The sequence below is a fragment of the Pseudomonas sp. R4-84 genome (assembly GCF_054130985.1).
The window spans coordinates 415,010-433,576 of sequence record NZ_CP096390.1 but is presented as its reverse complement, the minus strand read 5'-3'; the positions used below and the strand labels follow the sequence as shown (position 1 = coordinate 433,576).

Sequence of the window (18,567 nt, the reverse complement as noted above, 5' to 3'; positions counted from 1 at the left end):
CAATGCACACAAAAACGCCGCGAGATGATCGCGGCGTTTTTGTGTGCGCAGAAACAAGAATTGGAATGCTGTTGTGGCGAGGGGATTTATCCCCTCGCCACAAGAGTGTTCACAACTATCGAACGGGTCAGCTAAAGACCCGACCCAGCGCCGCCAACTCCGCCCGTTCCTGCTCAACCCGCACATCCTCGCGCATGGCCTTGTGCAGCCCGAACATGAAGCACACCAGCACCACCGAGAACGGCAGGCCAGCCAACACCACCATGGTTTGCATCGCCTCGAAGTTGCCCGCGAACAACAGGCCGATGGTCACCAGCGTGATCACCACCGACCAGAAGATCCGCAGCCAATGCGGCGCGTCTTCGTCAACGTTGCCGCCCTGGCACGAAAGGTTCGCCATCATCACCGCGCCGGAGTCAGCCGGGGTCAGGAACAGGACGAAACCGACGAAGATCGACACGCCGATCACAACCTTCGACGCCGGATAGTATTCGAGCAGCTGATAGATCGACATCGACGGCTGCGTCAACGCCGTCTTGCCCAGCTCGACCGCGCCGTGGTTCATCACCAGGTCCAGGGCCGAGTTACCGAAGATCGACAACCAGGCCAGGGTGAAGCCCAGGGGAATCAGCAACACGCCCGCCACCAACTCACGCACGGTGCGGCCACGGGAAATGCGCGCGATGAACATGCCGACAAAAGGCGCCCAGGAGATCCACCAGGCCCAGTAGAACAGGGTCCACAAGCCCATCCAACGGCCCGATTTCGCGGTGTCGTCGGCATAGACGTACAGGTCGAATGTCTTGAGCACCACGCCGTTGAGGTAGTCGCCGATGTTCTGCACGAAACCGTTGAGCAGGTGCAGGGTCGGACCGAACAGCAACACGAAAATCAGCAAGCCGCTGAACAACACGATGTTCAGGTTGGACAACCGGCGGACGCCGTTTTCCACGCCGGACACGGCGGCGATGGTCGCCACGGTGCTCATCACGATGATCACGATCAGCAAATTGGTGTTGCTGTGCTCGATGCCAAACAGGTTTTCCAAACCGGACGCGACTTGCAGCGAACCGATCCCCAGGTTGGTCACCAGCCCCAGCAGCGTCACGAACATGCCGAAACCGTCCACCGCATGGCCGGCCGCGCCCTTGACCCAGCGCTCGCCCACCAATGGATACAGGGCCGAGCGCAGCGCCAGCGGCTGGTTGTGCCGATAGGCGAAATACGCCACGGCCAAGCCCACCAGGGCATAGATCGCCCAACCATGCAGGCCCCAGTGCAAGAACGTCAATTGCACGGCCTGGCGCGCGGCCATCTGGCTGCCGGCCACGCCTTCAGGGGGGTTGAAGAAATGGTCCAGCGGCTCGGATGCGCCGAAGTACAGCAATGAAATGCCGATGCCCGACGAAAACAGCATCCCGGCCCAGGCGCCGTAGCTGAAGTCCGGCGTATCGTCCTTGCCGCCCAGCTTGAGCTTGCCATAGGAGGAAAATGCCAGGCCGACCACAAACACCAGATAGGCAGCGATGACCACCATGTAGTACCAGCCGAAGCTGCGGGACAGCCACGCCTGGGCAATGCCGAGCAGACGGCCGGCCTCCTGCGGGGCGATGATCAGAATGGCGGTCAGCAACAGAATCAGCGCGGTGGAGGTGTAGAACACCCAACCGTTGACCGTCACCTTCTGCGGCGGGGTCTTTACTAGCAAGGCAGAACTCATTGCACGGATGCTCCAGGCAGTGCGAGAGAAGGACAAGGCAACGCGATACCCGGCCAATCGGTGGGTTGGCAGCCGACCGGCGGGTGTTATAAAGACACCCGGAAAGCCCTTGCCCCGCGATTGCGCGGGTCTCTGGGCTCTTGATGTCTCGTTTCTGCGCCATTTACCCCGTAGGAAAACCGGTAAATCGCGACGAATTGTCGCAGAGCTTATTCTTTGTTGATTGAACGTTCAATCAAAACAAAATAGACTGGCCCTCATGACGGCGGACCTTACTCGTCCGCCCGATGGCCTAAGGAGATTTGCAGATGCCCAAGGTCGGTATGCAACCCATCCGCCGCCAGCAATTGATCGAAGCCACTTTGCAGGCTGTTGATCAGGTCGGGATGGGGGACGCCAGCATTGCGCTGATCGCCCGTTTGGCCGGTGTTTCGAACGGCATCATCAGTCACTACTTTCAGGACAAGAATGGCCTGATCGCGGCTACGGCCCAGTACCTGATGACTGTCCTGAGCGAGAACGTCACCGCGCGTCGTCAAGCGCTGACGGACCCGAGCCCGCGAGCTCACCTGAAGGTGATCATCGAGGGCAACTTCGACGCCAGCCAGGTCAACGGCCCGGCAATGAAAACCTGGCTGGCCTTCTGGGCCACCAGCATGCATCACCCGTCATTGCACAGGTTGCAGCGGATCAACGATCACCGTCTGTATTCCAACCTGTGTTGCCAGTTCCGCCGCGTGTTGCCTGTCGACCAGGCACGCAGCGCGGCCCGGGGCCTGGCCGCTCTGATTGACGGTTTGTGGCTGCGCGGAGCGCTGTCGGGAGACGCGTTCGACACCGCCCAGGCACATCGGATCGCGTACGAATACATGGATTTCCAACTGGCCAAGGCAGGAGCGCCAGAGCACACAGAACCGCTCGACTCCTGAACCCCCACCGCAGCGCGTAGTCAGCTGTAAACGACACGCTCGGTGGTCAGCCAACCACTTATGCACTTGCGAGGACTTTATGGCCCGTTTCGAACTGCAAAAACTCTACATCGATGGCGCGTACAGCGATGCCAGCGGCGACGCCACTTTCGAAGCCATCAACCCGGCGAACGGTGAAGTACTCGCCCTGGTGCAGCGCGCAACGAAAGAAGACGTCGAGCGTGCCGTGGTCAGCGCCGAAAAAGGCCAGAAAGTCTGGGCGGCGATGACCGCCATGCAGCGCTCGCGCATCCTGCGTCGCGCCGTGGACATCCTGCGCGAACGCAACGATGAGCTCGCGGCCCTGGAAACCCTGGACACCGGCAAGGCCTATTCCGAAACCCGCTACGTCGACATCGTCACCGGCGCCGACGTACTGGAATATTACGCAGGCCTGGTGCCCGCTATCGAAGGCGAACAGGTTCCGCTGCGCACCACGTCGTTCGTCTACACCCGCCGCGAGCCCCTGGGCGTCGTCGCCGGTATCGGCGCATGGAACTACCCGATCCAGATCGCCCTGTGGAAATCCGCCCCGGCCCTGGCCGCTGGCAACGCGATGATCTTCAAGCCCAGCGAAGTCACCTCGCTGACCACCCTGAAACTGGCCGAGATCTACACCGAAGCCGGCGTTCCAGCGGGCGTATTCAACGTGCTGACCGGCAGCGGCCGTGAAGTCGGCACCTGGCTGACCGAGCACCCGCGCATCGAGAAAATCTCCTTCACCGGCGGCACCGACACCGGCAAGAAGGTCATGGCCAGTGCCTCGAGCTCTTCGCTCAAGGACGTGACCATGGAGCTGGGCGGCAAGTCGCCGCTGATTATCTTCGACGACGCCGACCTGGACCGCGCCGCCGACACCGCGATGATGGCCAACTTCTACAGCTCCGGCCAAGTCTGCACCAACGGCACCCGGGTGTTCGTGCCGAGCCACCTGAAGGCTGCCTTCGAAGCCAAGATCGCCGAGCGCGTGGCGCGCATCCGCATCGGCAACCCGGAAGACGAGAACACCAACTTCGGCCCGCTGGTGAGCTTTGCCCACATGGAAAACGTGCTGGGCTACATCGATAAAGGCAAGGCCGAAGGCGCGCGCCTGCTGTGCGGCGGCGGTCGCCTGACAGAAGGCGAACTGGCCAAGGGCGCGTTCGTGGCCCCGACCGTGTTCACCGATTGCACCGATGACATGACCATCGTGCGTGAAGAAATCTTCGGCCCGGTGATGAGCATCCTCAGCTACGAAACCGAAGAAGAAGTGATCCGCCGCGCCAACGATACCGACTTCGGCCTGGCCGCCGGTGTCGTGACCCGCGACCTGAACCGCGCGCACCGCGTGATCCACCAGCTCGAAGCGGGCATCTGCTGGATCAATGCCTGGGGCGAATCGGCGGCGGAAATGCCGGTCGGTGGCTACAAGCAATCGGGCGTGGGCCGGGAGAATGGGATCAGCTCGCTGACCAACTACACGCGCATCAAGTCGGTGCAGGTCGAAATGGGCGATTACACGTCGGTGTTCTGATCTGAGACCGAGCCTGAGGCCGGGGCCCTTGTGGCGAGGGAGCTTGCTCCCGCTGGGCCGCGAAGCGGCCCCGACCCAGCTCCCAGGTTCATCCAGACAGAACACGGTCGCCCTGTTTGCGACTGCTGCGCAGCCGAGCGGGAGCAAGCTCCCTCGCCACAGAGAATGTGGCACTCGATGACCGCGACCTGAACCAACTCCAAAAGAGGGTACATTTCATGTCCCAAGAATTCGATTACATCATCATCGGTGCCGGCTCGGCCGGTAACACCCTGGCTACCCGCCTGACCGAAGACGAAGGCGTTACCGTCTTGCTGCTCGAAGCCGGCGGCCCGGACTATCGCCTCGACTTCCGTACCCAGATGCCCGCCGCCCTGGCATTTCCTCTCCAGGGTCGCCGCTACAACTGGGCCTACGAGACCGATCCGGAGCCGCACATGAACGGCCGTCGCATGGAATGCGGTCGCGGCAAGGGCCTGGGGGGTTCTTCGCTGATCAACGGCATGTGCTACATCCGCGGTAATGCGCTGGACTACGACAACTGGGCCAAGCTGCCCGGCCTGGAAGACTGGACCTATCTCGATTGCCTACCGTATTTCCGTAAAGCCGAAACCCGAGACATCGGCCCGAACGACTACCATGGCGGCGACGGCCCGGTCAGTGTGACCACGCCCAAGCCTGGCAACAATCCGCTGTTCCACGCCATGGTCGAAGCCGGCGTTCAGGCCGGTTACCCGCGTACCGAAGACCTCAACGGCTTCCAGCAGGAAGGTTTCGGCCCGATGGACCGTACCGTCACGCCCAATGGCCGTCGCGCCAGTACCGCGCGCGGTTACCTGGACGTCGCCAAGAAGCGCTCGACGCTGACCATCGTCACCCACGCCCTGACCGACAAGATCCTCTTCGAAGGCAAACGCGCGGTCGGCGTGCGTTACCTGGTGGGCGCCGCCGAAGAACGCGTCGAGGCCCGGGCGCGCAAGGAAGTGCTGCTGTGCTCCGGCGCCATCGCCTCGCCGCAGATCCTGCAACGCTCCGGCGTCGGCCCTGCCAAGCTGCTGGAAAACCTCGACATCCCGGTGGTCCACGACCTGCCGGGCGTCGGTGAAAACCTGCAGGACCACCTTGAGCTGTACCTGCAATACGCCTGCACTCAACCGGTCTCGCTGTACCCGTCGCTGCTCTGGTACAACCAGCCGGCGATCGGTGCCGAGTGGCTGTTCAACGGCACCGGTATCGGCGCCAGCAACCAGTTCGAGGCCGGCGGCTTCATTCGTACCCGCCCCGAGTTCGATTGGCCGAACATCCAGTACCACTTCCTGCCGGTGGCGATTAACTACAACGGCAGCAACGGCGTGAAAGAGCACGGTTTCCAGGCGCACATGGGCTCCATGCGTTCGCCAAGCCGTGGCCGGATCCAGGCCAAGTCCAAGGACCCGCGCCAGCACCCGAGCATCCTGTTCAACTACATGGCCACCGAGCAGGACTGGCAGGAATTTCGCGACGGCATCCGCCTGACCCGCGAGATCATGCAGCAGCCGGCGCTCGATCCGTTCCGTGGTCGCGAAATCAGCCCGGGCATCGAGGTGCAGACGGACGAGCAATTGGACCAGTTCATCCGTGAGCACGCCGAAACCGCGTTCCACCCATCCTGCTCGTGCAAGATGGGCACCGATGATATGGCCGTGGTGGATGGCGAAGGCCGCGTGCACGGCATGGAAGGGTTACGCGTGGTCGACGCCTCGATCATGCCGATCATCACCACCGGCAACCTGAACGCGCCGACGATCATGATCGCCGAGAAAATCGCCGACAAGATCCGCGGCCGCAAGCCTTTGCCGCGCAGCACCGCACCTTACTACGTCGCCGGCGACGCGCCGGTGCGCGGCAAGCCGTTGCGTGAAGTGGCGACGGCCGCGCAGTAAGACTCCAGACTGCGGCGCGGCCTTCGTCGGATCGCCGCCCGGAGCAAGCTCGCTCCCACAGGGGATTGGCGGTGAACACAGATTTTGTGACCACCAAAGATCCACCGTGGGAGCGAGCTTGCTCGCGATGACGTCCGACCTGACATCGCAAGTACCCATCTGCCTTGATCCCTCCCCCGCCCCAGGCCTACTCTAGAGCCGCCCGCGCCAATGCGCCGCACCTCGCAGCACCGCCACTCCAGACAAGGAGGTTCCATGTTTGACTTCCAACCCCAGCTCAAGCAGCGTTTTGCTGCCTTGCGCACGGGCGCTGAGTTCTTTTCCCTGCGTTACGTACGCGAGTCCGGCCAACACTTGTCGGTGCGCAAGAACGTCGCCGAACCTCCGAGCCTGAGCCACGACGAAGGCGCCATGCTCACCGTGCGGGTCAACGGTGTCGAGGCGTATGCCGCCACCAATGATTTGTCCCAGACCGGCCTGCAAGCGGCGCTGGAGCGGGCCGAGCAATACGCTCGCCAGCTCAAGCCCCACGCCCTGCTGGACCTGCGCGACCAACCGGTGTCCAGCGACCGCGCCGACTACTTCTCGCCGCATTTCGACCAGGCCTTCCCGCCCCTGAGCGATTGCTACCAATTGCTCGGCGACGAATCGGCCGCGGTGCCCGCCGACGAACGCCTGGTGAACTGGCAGGCCAGCATCGGCCTGACCCAGGTCGAGCAGATCTACCTCAACAGCGCCGGCGCTGAACTGCGCCAGGCCCAACGCTTCATCTACCCGGCCCTGGACGTCACCGCCTTCGACGGCAACGACAGCCAGACCCGCACCCTGGGCCGGGAAAATTTCGGCCAGCAAGGCGGTTTCGATGTGATCAGCCGTTGCGGCCTGATCGGCGCCGGTCCAAGGATCGCCGACCAGGCCCTGCAATTGCTCATGGCGCCCAACACGCCCCAAGGTCCCCGCGACCTGCTGCTGATGCCCGACCAGATGATGTTGCAGATCCACGAGTCCATCGGCCATCCGCTGGAACTGGACCGCATCCTCGGCGACGAGCGCAATTACGCCGGCACCAGCTTCGTCAAGACCGAGGATTTCGGCCACCTGCAATACGGCTCCAGCCTGTTGAACGTGACCTTCGATCCGGACATTCCCGAGGAGTTGGCCAGTTACAGCCATGACGACGACGGCACCGCCGCCAGCAAGCAGTTCCTGATTCGCGAAGGCCTGTTGCTGCGCCCATTGGGCGGCGCGCTGTCGCAGTTCCGCGCCGGCCTCGACGGTGTTGCCAACAGCCGCGCCTGCGGTTGGAATCGTCCGCCCATCGACCGCATGGCAAACCTGAACATCGAGCCCGGCGACCAATCCCTGGAGCAGTTGATCCAAGGCATCGAGCATGGCGTGCTGATGCGCACCAACCGCTCCTGGTCCATTGACGACGCCCGCAACAAATTCCAGTTCGGCTGCGAATGGGGCCAGTTGATCGAGAACGGTGAGCTCAAGGGCGTAGTGAAGAACCCCAACTACCGGGGCATCTCCGCGCAGTTCTGGAAGAGCCTGCGGGCCGTGGGCGACGCCAGCACTTCCCAAGTGCTTGGCACACCGAATTGCGGCAAGGGCGAACCGAACCAGGTCATCCGCGTTGGCCATGCGTCGCCGGCCTGTGTGTTTAGCAAAGTGGATGTGTTTGGGGGAGACGCCTGATGAGCACCGTCGATAATCAAGCTGGAGCGTTCAAGGCGCTGGTCGATTGGCTGCGCGACGCGTTGCGCGAACCTGAGCAATTCACCCTCGGCTACGCCGCCGAGTCGTCGGCCTTCGTGCGCTTCAACCACGGCAAGGTCCGTCAGGCCGGCCAGGTGCAACAGGCCAACGTCAGTTTCAAGTTGATCAATGACGGCCGTCATGCCGATCTGCAGATCACCTTGTCCGGCGACACCGAGACCGACCTGCGACGCTTGGCCGACGGGTTGCAACAGTTGCGCGAGACGTTGCCGCTGCTGCCAGCCGACCCCTACCTGCTGCTCAACCACAACCATTGGCAGAGCAACAACGTGCAGGACCACCCCCTGCCGGACACCGAGCAAGCCGTCGCTGAAATCAGCCGTGCCGCCGAGGGCCTGGACTTGGTCGGCTTTTACGCCGCAGGCCCCATCAGTCGTGGCTTCGCCAGTTCCTCGGGAGCGTTCGGCTGGCATCAGGCCAACAGTTTCAACTTCGACTTCAGCTTGTTCCATGAAAACGGCCAGGCCGTGAAGGCCAGCTACGCGGGACACGCCTGGAGCAGCGAAGGATTCGCCCAACGTTTCGAGCAGGCACGCCAGCAGCTGCAATTCCTCGGCCTGCCCCTACGTACGCTGCCGCCGGGCGAATACCGCGCCTACCTGGCGCCGGCCGCGCTGGAAGAAATCATGGGCATGCTCAGTTGGGGCGGATTCTCGGCCCGGGCGATCGCCAGCAAGCAAAGCCCGTTGCAGAAATTCTACGCCGGCGAAGCCCACTTCAGTCCCAACGTGTGGTTGACGGAGCAGGTCAGCGGCTCATTGAGCCCGGCATTTTCCGACGAAGGTTATCCCCGCGATGACCTGGGGCTGATCGCCAAGGGCATGGCCAACGCGCAACTGGTCAACTCCCGCAGCGCCGCCGAATACGGCCTCGCCGCCAACGGCGCCAGCAGCTATGAATACCCCACGGCGCTGGACATGCAGGGCGGGCAATTGGAACAGAAGTACATCCTCGAGCAACTCGGCACCGGGCTGTACATCAGCAATCTCTGGTACCTGAACTACTCCGACCAACCGGCGGCGCGTCTGACCGGCATGACCCGCTTCGCCACGTTCTGGGTCGAGAACGGTCAGATCCAGGCGCCGGTGAGCACCATGCGCTTCGACGACAGCGTCTACAGTTTGCTCGGCTCGCAACTCGAAGCGCTGACCCGGGAGCGGGAACTTCTGCTTTCGGCCAGCACCTACAGCCAGCGGGCCACGGCCTCGATGTTGCTGCCGGGGGCGTTGGTCAAGAAGCTCACGTTGACGCTATAACACGCAGTGCCCCGTGGCGAGGGAGCTTGCTCCCGCTCGGCTGCGAAGCAGTCGTAATCCAGGCGACGCTATCTGTCAGGCACACCGTGTTCACCGGTTTGGGGGTGCTCCGCACCCCAGCGGGAGCAAGCTCCCTCGCCACAGGTAATTGTTTTATTTCACACGAGAGGTCCCATGCCCAACCGCGCTCCCCTCGACGCCGTCACCGCCCGCTGGCTTCCGTGGGTGGTGGCGATTGCCTTCTTCATGCAGTCCCTGGATGGCACCATCCTCAACACCGCCCTGCCCGCCATGGCCAGCGACCTGGCGGAAAACCCGCTGCGCATGCAAGGCGTGATCATTGCCTACATGCTCACCGTGGCCTTGCTGATCCCGGCCTCGGGCTGGATTGCCGACCGCTTCGGCACCAAGAAGATTTTCTTCGGCGCGATCCTGCTGTTCAGCTTCGGCTCGCTGCTGTGCGCCTTGTCTAACTCGTTGAGCATGTTGATCGGCGCACGGGTCGTCCAAGGCTTGGGCGGTGCGCTGATGTTGCCGGTGGGCCGGCTGGTGGTACTGCGGGCTTACCCGCGCTCGGAGCTGGTGCGAATCATGGGCTTCATCACCATCCCCGGGCTGCTCGGCCCGCTGATCGGCCCGACCATGGGCGGCTGGATGGTGGAGTACATGACCTGGCACTGGATTTTCCTCATCAATCTGCCGGTGGGCGTGGTCGGTTGTTACGCGGTATGGAAATTCATCCCGGACCTGCGCGGCACTGAGCGCACGCGCTTCGATGGCGTGGGCTTTCTGTTGTTCGGCGCGGCGATGGTGCTGATCACCGTCGCCATGGAGGGGCTGGGTGAACTGCACCTGCCGCACCTGCGGGTGATGCTGCTGCTGTTTGGCGGCATGGCTTGCCTGGCGGCTTACTGGGTGCGCGCCGGGCACGTCGAGAACGCGCTGTTTCCACCGTCGCTGTTCAAGACCCGGACCTTCGCGGTGGGCATCCTCGGCAACCTGTTCGCGCGCCTGGGCAGCGGTGCCCTGCCGTTCCTGGTGCCGTTGCTGTTGCAAGTCGCCCTGGGTTATTCACCGTCCCAGGCGGGGATGAGCATGCTGCCCCTGGCGGCCGCCGCGATGGTCGCCAAGTCCGTGGCCCGCCCGCTGATCGAACGCTTCGGCTATCGCATCGTCCTGACCGGCAATACCCTTGCCCTCGGCGTGATGCTGGCGAGCATGGGCTTGGTCAGCGAGCAAACACCGTACTGGCTGTTGCTGGCGCACCTGGCAGTGCTGGGAGCGATCAACTCGCTGCAATTCACCGCGATGAACACCGTGACCCTGATCGACCTGGACGACGCCAGCGCCAGCAGTGGCAACAGCCTGCTGTCGGTGGTGGCGCAACTGTCCCTGAGCCTGGGCGTGGCTTGTGCAGGTGCCCTGCTGGGAGGCTTTACCGCCCAGGTCGGCAACGACGGTGTGGACACGGTGCTGGGCGCCTTTCAATTGACTTTTGTGACGGTGGGGATCATGGCGATGCTGGCGGCGACGATCTTTTCCCAGCTGTCGAAGCAGGATGGGCGACGGGTCAAGCGGCCGGATGAGCATATCGAGCACTAGATAGGACTCGAACGGTTTTAAGGCTTCAGGGCTTTTGTGGCGAGTGAGCTTGCTCCCGCTCGGCTGCGCAGCAGTCGCAATCCAGGCAATGCGAACTTTCAGGTGCACCGTGTTGGCCGGTTTGGGGCCGCTTCGCGCCCCAGCGGGAGCAAGCTCCCTCGCCACGGGGAATTCGCCCACTTCAGAACTGCGCCACAGCTCGTCCAGATCTTTCGAAGAAAGTGGCACGAGGCTGCTACACTGCGCGACATTTTGTTTTGCAGGCCCGTCCCGTGACTACCATCGCCACCGCTTTTAATACTTTGCCGTTGTCCGCCGCCATGCTGGCTAACCTCGAATCACTCGGTTATGCCCAGATGACGCCGATCCAGGCGCAAAGCTTGCCGGTGATCCTCAAGGGCATGGACCTGATCGCCCAGGCCAAGACCGGCAGTGGCAAGACCGCGGCCTTCGGCATCGGCCTGCTGAACCCGATCAACCCACGCTATTTCGGCTGCCAGGCCCTGGTGATGTGCCCGACCCGCGAGCTGGCCGACCAGGTCGCCAAGGAAATCCGCCGCCTGGCCCGCGCCGAAGATAACATCAAGGTCCTGACTCTGTGCGGCGGCGTGTCTTTCGGCCCGCAGATCGCCTCCCTCGAACACGGCGCCCACATCATCGTCGGCACGCCAGGGCGTATCCAACAGCACCTGCGCAAGGGTTCGCTGGTGCTCGATGGCCTCAACACACTGATTCTCGACGAAGCCGACCGCATGCTCGACATGGGCTTCTACGACGCCATCGAAGACATCATCCAGCAGACCCCGGAACGCCGCCAGACGCTGTTGTTCTCCGCGACCTACCCGGTGGGCATCAAGCAACTTGCTTCCAAATTCATGCGCGACCCGCAGCAGGTGAAGGCCGAAGCGCTGCACTCCGACGCGCAGATCGAACAGCGGTTCTACGAGATTTCTCCCGAGGAGCGCATGGACGCGGTGGTCAAGGTCCTGGCGCATTTCCGTCCGGCGTCTTGCGTGGCGTTCTGCTTCACCAAGCAGCAGGTCCAGGAAACCGTCGATCATCTGACGGCCAAGGGCATCTCCGCCGTCGGCCTGCACGGCGACCTGGAACAGCGCGACCGCGACCAGGTGCTGGCAATGTTCGCCAACCGCAGCACCTCGGTGCTGGTGGCCACCGACGTCGCGGCCCGCGGCCTGGACATCGATGCCCTGGACATGGTGATCAACGTCGAACTGGCAAGGGATTCGGAAATCCATATCCACCGCGTCGGCCGCACCGGTCGCGCCGGTGAGAAAGGCATCGCCATCAGCCTCGTGGCGCCCTCCGAAGCCCATCGCGCCCAGGCCATCGAACAAGTGCAGAAATCGCCGTTGAACTGGGACCAACTGGACAACCTCAAGCCTCAGGGAGGCGGCCCGTTGCTGCCGGCCATGAGCACCCTGTGCATCGGCGCCGGGCGCAAGGACAAAGTCCGCCCCGGTGACATCCTAGGCGCCCTGACCGGCGAGGCCGGCATCCCCGGCGCCCAGGTCGGCAAGATCGCAATCTTCGATTTCCAGGCCTATGTGGCCGTGGAACGCGGGATCGCCAAACAGGCGCTGCAACGCCTGAACGATGGCAAGATCAAGGGTCGGTCGTTGCGGGTGCGGATCCTCTGACCGATAGACAGAGATCAAACTGTGGGAGCGAGCTTGCTCGCGATGAGGCCGGTACATTCAACATTGATGTTGTCTGACAGTCCGCCATCGCGAGCAAGCTCGCTCCCACACTGGGTTTTGTGGCGACACATTTAGAGGACACCGTTTTGCGCTCTACCGAAGCCGTGATCATTGGCGCTGGCGCCGCGGGGTTGATGTGTGCGCTCACCGCTGCCGCGCGCGGGCGCCAAGTGATGTTGCTGGACCACGCCAACAAGGCTGGCAAGAAAATCCTCATGTCGGGCGGTGGACGCTGCAATTTCACCAACATGTATACCGAGCCGGGCAATTTCCTTTCGCAGAACCCGCACTTCTGCAAGTCGGCCCTGGCCCGCTACACCCAGTGGGATTTCATCGCCCTGGTGGCCAAGCACGGCGTGCCCTATCACGAAAAAAAACTCGGTCAGTTGTTCTGCGACAACAAGTCCAGCGACATCCTTGGCCTGCTGCTGGATGAATGCGACCAGGCGGGCGTCAATCTGCACCTGGACACTTCCATCGAGCAGATCGAAAAGACCGACGGCGGCTACCAGTTGCAGACCACCCTCGGACCGATCGCCTGCCAGTCCCTGGTGATCGCCACCGGCGGACTATCGATCCCGACCCTGGGCGCGACCGGTTTCGGTTATCAAGTCGCGAAGCAGTTCGGCCATCAACTCCTGCCGACCCGCGCCGGGTTGGTGCCGTTCACCATTACCGATCAACTCAAGGCCCTGTGTACCGAACTGTCGGGCACCTCGGTGGATTGCCTGGTGAGCTGCAACGACCAGAGTTTTCGCGAAAACATCCTGTTCACCCACCGCGGCCTGAGCGGTCCGGCGATCCTGCAGATTTCATCATTCTGGGAGCCAGGGGACACGGTGCAGATCAACTTGCTGCCCGACCATGACGTGCCGCAATGGCTGCAACAGCAACAAGCCGAACGCCCCAACAGCGAGCTGAAGACCTTGCTGGGCGAGCTGTTCACCAAGAAAATGGCCAACCTGCTGGCGGACACCTGGTTCGTCTCCAAACCCATGAAGCAATACACCCACGCGGAGCTCGCCGACATCGCCGAAAAACTGGCGAGCTGGAACGTGGTGCCCGCCGGCACCGAAGGCTACCGCACCGCCGAAGTCACCCTGGGTGGCGTCGATACGCGGGAAGTCTCGTCCAAGACCATGGAATCGTTGAAAAGCCCTGGCCTGTATTTCATTGGCGAAGTGCTGGACGTCACCGGGCACCTGGGCGGGTTCAACTTCCAGTGGGCATGGGCGTCAGGGTATGCGGCGGCGCAGTACGTCTGATTCTCACCGAGGTGGAGCCTGCTTTTGTGGCGAGGGAGCAAGCTCCCTCGCCACAGGGTAAAGGTGTGTCCTTGGCATGCAGGAACACTTTTTGCTGCCAGATGTGATCGCCGCCATTGCATCGGCGTCATTACTGCCTCAATTTAGCGTCATTGCCCGTCAGGCCCTTGCACTTCATGTCATCGACCTCGTTTAGCCAGTCACTGCGTCGCCTTTGGGCGTTGGACAAGTTCAGTTATAGCGTGCGGGTGTTCATCGCCCTGACCGGCAGCATGGGGCTGTGCTGGTACCTGGACGAGATGGCGCTGCTGATTCCCCTGTTTTTGGGCATCATCGCCAGCGCCCTGGCCGAAACCGACGACAGCTGGCAAGGCCGCCTCAACGCACTCGCGGTGACGCTCGTGTGCTTCAGCGTCGCCGCGCTGTCGGTGGAATTGCTGTTCCCCTACCCCATCCTGTTCATCGTTGCCCTGGCCCTGGCGGCATTCGGCCTGACCATGCTCGGCGCCCTGGGCGAGCGGTATGGCGCCATTGCTTCGGCGACTCTGATCCTGTCGGTCTATACCATGATCGGCGTGGACCAACGCGGTGGCGCGGTCACGGATTTCTGGCATGAACCCTTGCTTCTGGTGGCGGGCGCCGCATGGTACGGCCTGCTCTCGGTGTTGTGGCACGCGCTGTTTTCGAACCAGCCGGTGCAGCAGAGCCTGGCGCGACTTTTCCGTGAACTGGGGCGTTACCTCAAGCTCAAGTCGTCGTTGCTCGAACCGGTCCGACAATTGGACGTCGAGGCACGACGCCTGGAACTGGCCCAGCAGAACGGCCGGGTGGTCGCTGCGCTCAACAGCGCGAAGGAAATCATCCTGCACCGCGTCGGCAATGGCCGGCCGGGCTCGAAAGTCAGCCGCTACCTGAAACTCTATTTCCTCGCTCAGGACATCCACGAACGCGCGAGCTCGTCCCACTACCCCTATAACGCCCTGGCCGAGGCCTTCTTCCACAGCGATGTGCTGTTCCGTTGCCAGCGTCTGCTGCGCCAGCAAGGCAAGGCCTGCCAGGCATTGGCCGAGTCGATCCAGCTACGCCAACCGTTCGTCTACGACGACAGCTTCGCCGAAGCCTTGAATGACCTGCATGCGTCCCTTGAACACCTACGCATCCAGAGCAACCCGGCCTGGCGTGGCTTGCTGCGCTCGCTGCGGGCGCTGTCGGTGAACCTGGGCACGATGGACCGCCTGCTCAGTGATGCGAGCAACCCCGACGCCCTGGCCGATGCCTCCGACAGCAGCCTCCTCGACCGCTCGCCGCGCAACCTCAAGGACGTCTGGCTGCGCCTGCGCACACAGCTCACGCCCACTTCGCTGTTGTTTCGTCACGCCCTGCGCTTGCCCCTGGCCCTGAGCGTCGGCTACGCCATGGTGCATCTGATCCACCCTTCCCAGGGCTACTGGATCATCCTCACCACGTTGTTCGTCTGCCAACCCAATTACGGTGCCACCCGGCGCAAGCTCGGCCAGCGGATCATCGGCACCGCCATCGGCCTGACGGTGGCCTGGGCGCTGTTCGACCTGTTTCCCAACCCGCTGGTGCAATCGTGCTTCGCCATCGTCGCCGGAGTGGTGTTCTTCACCAACCGCACCACCCGCTACACCCTGGCCACCGCCGCCATCACGATCATGGTGCTGTTCTGCTTCAACCAGGTCGGGGACGGCTATGGACTGCTTCTGCCACGGTTGTTCGATACCCTGCTGGGCAGCCTGATCGCCGGGCTGGCGGTTTTCCTGTTCCTGCCCGACTGGCAAGGGCGGCGGCTGAACAAAGTCCTCGCCAATACGCTGACCTGCAACAGCATCTATCTGCGCCAGATCATGCAGCAATACGCGGCCGGCAAGCGCGACGACCTGGCCTATCGCCTGGCCCGACGCAACGCCCATAACGCCGACGCCGCGCTGTCCACGACGCTGGCGAACATGCTGATGGAGCCCGGGCACTTCCGTAAGGAAGCCGATGTCGGGTTCCGCTTCCTGGTGCTCTCCCATACCCTGCTCAGCTACCTGTCGGGCCTGGGCGCCCACCGGGGCACGGAGTTGCCCACGGACGTGCGCGAGTACCTGATCGACGGCGCGGGGGTGAAACTGGCGACCAGCATCGACGAAATCGCCCAAGGCCTGGCGAGCAAGCAGCCGATTGCAATCCAGAGCGACGAGGAAGAAACCCTCGCCAGCGAGCTTGAGCAGATGCCCGATGAAATCGACGAAGGCCAGCGCCTGGTGCAGACGCAACTGGCATTGATCTGCCGCCAGTTGGGGCCGTTGCGCACCTTGGCGGCGCATTTGATCAAGGACACCAGTGAGGCTTGAGTGTTGCGGTGGCCAAACCAGCCCCTTCGCGAGCCTGCTCGCGAAGGAGATCAGCCACGCTGCGGTCTCACATCCCGTGCGCCTTCAATAGCCGCTGATAACTCCCATCGGCCTTCATCGCCGCAATCTCGCGATCGAAACCGGCCACGATCCGCTCATGCTCGGGGGTCTTCAGGCTGACCAGGATGTGCAGGCTGTTCTCGCTCAGGGGCTTGGGCAGGAATTCCACGGCATTGCGCACCTTGGGGGATTCTCGAGCCAGGTAGTAACGGGCGACGTATTCGTCTTCCAGGGTCAGCTTCACCCGGTCGGCGGCCACCATGCGCACGGCCATCGCGAAGTTATGCACAGGGACCTTCTGCATCTGCCCGTCCTCGTCGAACGCCTTGGCATAGGCGTAGCCGCGCACCACGGCGACAGGAAAAGCGTAAAGCTGTTGCAGATTGTCGAATTCGATGGCCGCGTCCTTGCGCTTGATGAAGCGCACGCGATTGAGCAGGTATTCGGCCGAGAACTGGCCCACATGGGTGCGCTCTTCGGCATACCAGGCGTTGATCAACACGTCGTAGCGCCCTTCACTGATACCCAGCATCGCCCGGGCCCAGGGCACCTGCTCGAAGTCGCTGGCATAACCGGCCCGTGCCAGTGCAGTGGTGACGATATCGGTGGCCAAGCCGCCATTGATCAACGTCGAATCGGTGAAGGGCGGCCAGGCATCCGCGACCAGGCGCAACTTCTGCGCGCAGGCGTGGTGGCTCAGCAACAGCAATCCGACCAAAGCAAGAGCTCGATGCAATCGCGGCATGCCAAACATCCTTGACGGGTTCAAAGCCCGGTTTGTTTTTAGCCGAAACTCAAGGGAAGTCCTGAGACATCCGGTCCTAACGTTAGCTCATCGAAACCGCTGCGCAGTGCTCGAATAAAGATTACACAAAGAAGACGGGACCGCGACACATCCATGATGGCATTTTGGCCTTTTATCACAGTTTTTTCGTCTGATCGCAGAAGAGACTTCCGACGCAAGGGCGCCTAATATCGGCATCAGGTTCTCAAGGAAATTCAAAAAATGGATATCGACTGGGTCTGCAAACATCACAACGACCTGAACAAGGAACAGCTGTACGCCATCCTCAAACTGCGCGCCGAGGTGTTCGTCGTAGAGCAGAACTGTGCCTATCCGGATGTCGACGGACTGGACCTTGAGGGCGACACGTGCCACCTGATGGCTTGGCGCGACAACCATCTGGTCGCCTACCTGCGCTTGCTCGATCCACATTCGCAAAACAGCGATGTGGTGATTGGTCGGGTGGTCATCGCGCCCGAAGCACGAGGCCAGGGGTTGGGACACGCGCTGATGGAACACGCCCTCAAGCAGGCGGAAAAACACTGGCCAGGTACGTCGATTTCATTGTCGGCCCAGGCGCATCTGCAAGGTTATTACGGGCGATATGGGTTTGAGGCGGTGGGCGTGGAGTATCTGGAAGATGGGATTCCACATATCGGTATGCATCGTCCCTGAGGTCCGCTTCGCGAGCAGGCTCGCTCCCACCAAGGTTGCATTCAAATACTGGAGCGAGCTGGCTCCGGGCGGCGGTCCGACGATGGGGCCAGTAAAACTTCAGGGATACCCAAGCACCGCCTTGATCCGCTCGAGGTTCTGCTCGATCCACCGCCGATCAATCGCCCCCCAATCACGAATTCGATACTGCCCGGCATGGTTGCGCGCGCCTTGCTGCTGTTCGAACTCACAGATGATGTCCAGGTCCGCCAATGCCGCGACAGTATCCTGCGCGGTACGCCGTGGCATGCCGGTGGCCTCGGTGAGCGCGGGAATGTTGCTGGCCAGGTCGCTGTCGATCAGGTAAGCCACATACAGGCGACGATAGAAGCTGCTCTTGGTCTTGCTGACGTCCATCCACTCATTCCTTGTCTTGTTGCAGGTCACGCCAGGTCAGGTACACGCACAAATCGAATTCCAGCTGGTGGTAGCCCGGCAGCATGTGTTCGCAAAGGTTATAGAACGCCTTGTTGTGGTCCGACTCCTTGAAGTGGGCGAGCTCGTGGACCACGATCATCTTCAGAAACTCAGGCGCCGCGTCCTTGAACAACGAGGCAATGCGGATTTCCTTCTTGGCCTTGAGCTTGCCGCCCTGCACCCGCGAGACAGCCGTGTGCAGGCCGAGCGCGCGGTGGGTCAGGTCGAGACGGTTGTCGAACAGCACCTTGTCGATCGCCGGTGCGTTGCGCAGGTATTGCTGCTTGATTTGCAGCGCATAACCATACAACGCCTTGTCGCTCTGGATCGGATGGCGGCCGGGATAGCGCTGGTGCAGGTAGTCGCCCAGCCGATCCTGGGCAATCAATTGCTGCACCTGGGCTTGCAGGGCGGCGGGGTACGCCTGGAGGTACTTGAGCGTGGTCATCGGCCGGCAACAAATCACAAAAGGTTGCCAGTGTAGCGAAT

General features: G+C 62.3%; 14 protein-coding genes. 10 read left to right on the top strand and 4 right to left on the bottom strand.

Annotated elements, in window-relative coordinates:
• Positions 1–127: 127 nt before the first annotated feature.
• A complete protein-coding gene (locus tag M1D68_RS01990) occupies positions 128–1,663 on the bottom strand; it encodes a BCCT family transporter (RefSeq protein ID WP_457970673.1) in 1,536 nt (511 codons plus the stop codon).
• A gap of 365 nt (positions 1,664–2,028) precedes the next feature.
• Here M1D68_RS01990 and betI point away from each other — a divergent pair, with 365 nt between their 5' ends.
• From betI to yccS, 9 genes are all read left to right on the top strand, one after another.
• The gene (betI, locus tag M1D68_RS01985) at positions 2,029–2,649 is read left to right on the top strand and encodes a transcriptional regulator BetI (protein ID WP_434561885.1); all 621 of its coding nucleotides are present in this window, start codon (positions 2,029–2,031) and stop codon (positions 2,647–2,649) included.
• A gap of 79 nt (positions 2,650–2,728) precedes the next feature.
• The gene (gene betB, locus M1D68_RS01980) at positions 2,729–4,201 is read left to right on the top strand and encodes a betaine-aldehyde dehydrogenase (protein WP_457969123.1); all 1,473 of its coding nucleotides are present in this window, start codon (positions 2,729–2,731) and stop codon (positions 4,199–4,201) included.
• A 218-nt stretch (positions 4,202–4,419) separates the two neighbouring features.
• On the top strand, positions 4,420–6,123 hold the full coding sequence (gene betA / locus M1D68_RS01975) for a choline dehydrogenase (RefSeq protein ID WP_420764964.1): 1,704 nt from the start codon (positions 4,420–4,422) through the stop codon (positions 6,121–6,123).
• Positions 6,124–6,378: 255 nt separating this feature from the next.
• Positions 6,379–7,821, top strand: coding sequence for a TldD/PmbA family protein (locus M1D68_RS01970; RefSeq protein ID WP_457969121.1), 1,443 nt, complete (start codon positions 6,379–6,381; stop codon positions 7,819–7,821).
• Positions 7,821–9,158 (top strand): TldD/PmbA family protein, encoded by a 1,338-nt coding sequence (locus M1D68_RS01965; protein ID WP_457969120.1) that lies wholly within the window; start codon positions 7,821–7,823, stop codon positions 9,156–9,158. Before M1D68_RS01970 ends, M1D68_RS01965 begins: the two co-directional genes overlap by 1 nt.
• 174 nt (positions 9,159–9,332) lie before the next feature.
• On the top strand, positions 9,333–10,760 hold the full coding sequence (gene mdtD / locus M1D68_RS01960) for a multidrug transporter subunit MdtD (protein WP_420764967.1): 1,428 nt from the start codon (positions 9,333–9,335) through the stop codon (positions 10,758–10,760).
• A 320-nt stretch (positions 10,761–11,080) separates the two neighbouring features.
• Positions 11,081–12,418 (top strand): ATP-dependent RNA helicase DbpA, encoded by a 1,338-nt coding sequence (gene dbpA / locus M1D68_RS01955; RefSeq protein WP_457970671.1) that lies wholly within the window; start codon positions 11,081–11,083, stop codon positions 12,416–12,418.
• 194 nt (positions 12,419–12,612) lie between these two features.
• On the top strand, positions 12,613–13,743 hold the full coding sequence (locus tag M1D68_RS01950) for an NAD(P)/FAD-dependent oxidoreductase (protein ID WP_457970669.1): 1,131 nt from the start codon (positions 12,613–12,615) through the stop codon (positions 13,741–13,743).
• 176 nt (positions 13,744–13,919) lie between these two features.
• Complete coding sequence (yccS, locus tag M1D68_RS01945) at positions 13,920–16,103, top strand: YccS family putative transporter (RefSeq protein WP_420764969.1); 2,184 nt, start codon at positions 13,920–13,922, stop codon at positions 16,101–16,103.
• Between the two features lie 67 nt (positions 16,104–16,170).
• Here yccS and M1D68_RS01940 read toward each other — a convergent pair whose 3' ends face one another.
• On the bottom strand, positions 16,171–16,908 hold the full coding sequence (locus tag M1D68_RS01940) for a substrate-binding periplasmic protein (protein ID WP_434561875.1): 738 nt from the start codon (positions 16,906–16,908) through the stop codon (positions 16,171–16,173).
• Positions 16,909–17,169: 261 nt separating this feature from the next.
• Here M1D68_RS01940 and M1D68_RS01935 point away from each other — a divergent pair, with 261 nt between their 5' ends.
• Positions 17,170–17,622: a GNAT family N-acetyltransferase gene (locus M1D68_RS01935; RefSeq protein ID WP_420764971.1), complete on the top strand. Its 453-nt coding sequence runs from the start codon at positions 17,170–17,172 to the stop codon at positions 17,620–17,622.
• Between the two features lie 99 nt (positions 17,623–17,721).
• Here M1D68_RS01935 and M1D68_RS01930 read toward each other — a convergent pair whose 3' ends face one another.
• Together M1D68_RS01930 and M1D68_RS01925 are read right to left on the bottom strand one after the other, a co-directional pair.
• The gene (locus tag M1D68_RS01930; RefSeq protein WP_420764972.1) at positions 17,722–18,018 is read right to left on the bottom strand and encodes a winged helix-turn-helix domain-containing protein; all 297 of its coding nucleotides are present in this window, start codon (positions 18,016–18,018) and stop codon (positions 17,722–17,724) included.
• Positions 18,019–18,022: 4 nt separating this feature from the next.
• On the bottom strand, positions 18,023–18,526 hold the full coding sequence (locus M1D68_RS01925; RefSeq protein WP_457969118.1) for a M48 metallopeptidase family protein: 504 nt from the start codon (positions 18,524–18,526) through the stop codon (positions 18,023–18,025).
• Between the last annotated feature and the right edge of the window lie 41 nt (positions 18,527–18,567).

What these genes read in the sequence shown, in the direction of transcription:
- betI (WP_434561885.1), top strand. Translation starts at nt 2,029, where the DNA reads ATGCCCAAGGTCGGTATGCAACCCATCCGCCGCCAGCAATTGATCGAA.
- betB (WP_457969123.1), top strand. Translation starts at nt 2,729, where the DNA reads ATGGCCCGTTTCGAACTGCAAAAACTCTACATCGATGGCGCGTACAGC.
- betA (WP_420764964.1), top strand. Translation starts at nt 4,420, where the DNA reads ATGTCCCAAGAATTCGATTACATCATCATCGGTGCCGGCTCGGCCGGT.
- M1D68_RS01970 (WP_457969121.1), top strand. Translation starts at nt 6,379, where the DNA reads ATGTTTGACTTCCAACCCCAGCTCAAGCAGCGTTTTGCTGCCTTGCGC.
- M1D68_RS01965 (WP_457969120.1), top strand. Translation starts at nt 7,821, where the DNA reads ATGAGCACCGTCGATAATCAAGCTGGAGCGTTCAAGGCGCTGGTCGAT.
- mdtD (WP_420764967.1), top strand. Translation starts at nt 9,333, where the DNA reads ATGCCCAACCGCGCTCCCCTCGACGCCGTCACCGCCCGCTGGCTTCCG.
- dbpA (WP_457970671.1), top strand. Translation starts at nt 11,081, where the DNA reads ATGCTGGCTAACCTCGAATCACTCGGTTATGCCCAGATGACGCCGATC.
- M1D68_RS01950 (WP_457970669.1), top strand. Translation starts at nt 12,613, where the DNA reads ATGTGTGCGCTCACCGCTGCCGCGCGCGGGCGCCAAGTGATGTTGCTG.
- yccS (WP_420764969.1), top strand. Translation starts at nt 13,920, where the DNA reads ATGTCATCGACCTCGTTTAGCCAGTCACTGCGTCGCCTTTGGGCGTTG.
- M1D68_RS01940 (WP_434561875.1), bottom strand. Translation starts at nt 16,908, where the DNA reads ATGCCGCGATTGCATCGAGCTCTTGCTTTGGTCGGATTGCTGTTGCTG.
- M1D68_RS01935 (WP_420764971.1), top strand. Translation starts at nt 17,170, where the DNA reads ATGGATATCGACTGGGTCTGCAAACATCACAACGACCTGAACAAGGAA.
- M1D68_RS01930 (WP_420764972.1), bottom strand. Translation starts at nt 18,018, where the DNA reads ATGGACGTCAGCAAGACCAAGAGCAGCTTCTATCGTCGCCTGTATGTG.
- M1D68_RS01925 (WP_457969118.1), bottom strand. Translation starts at nt 18,526, where the DNA reads ATGACCACGCTCAAGTACCTCCAGGCGTACCCCGCCGCCCTGCAAGCC.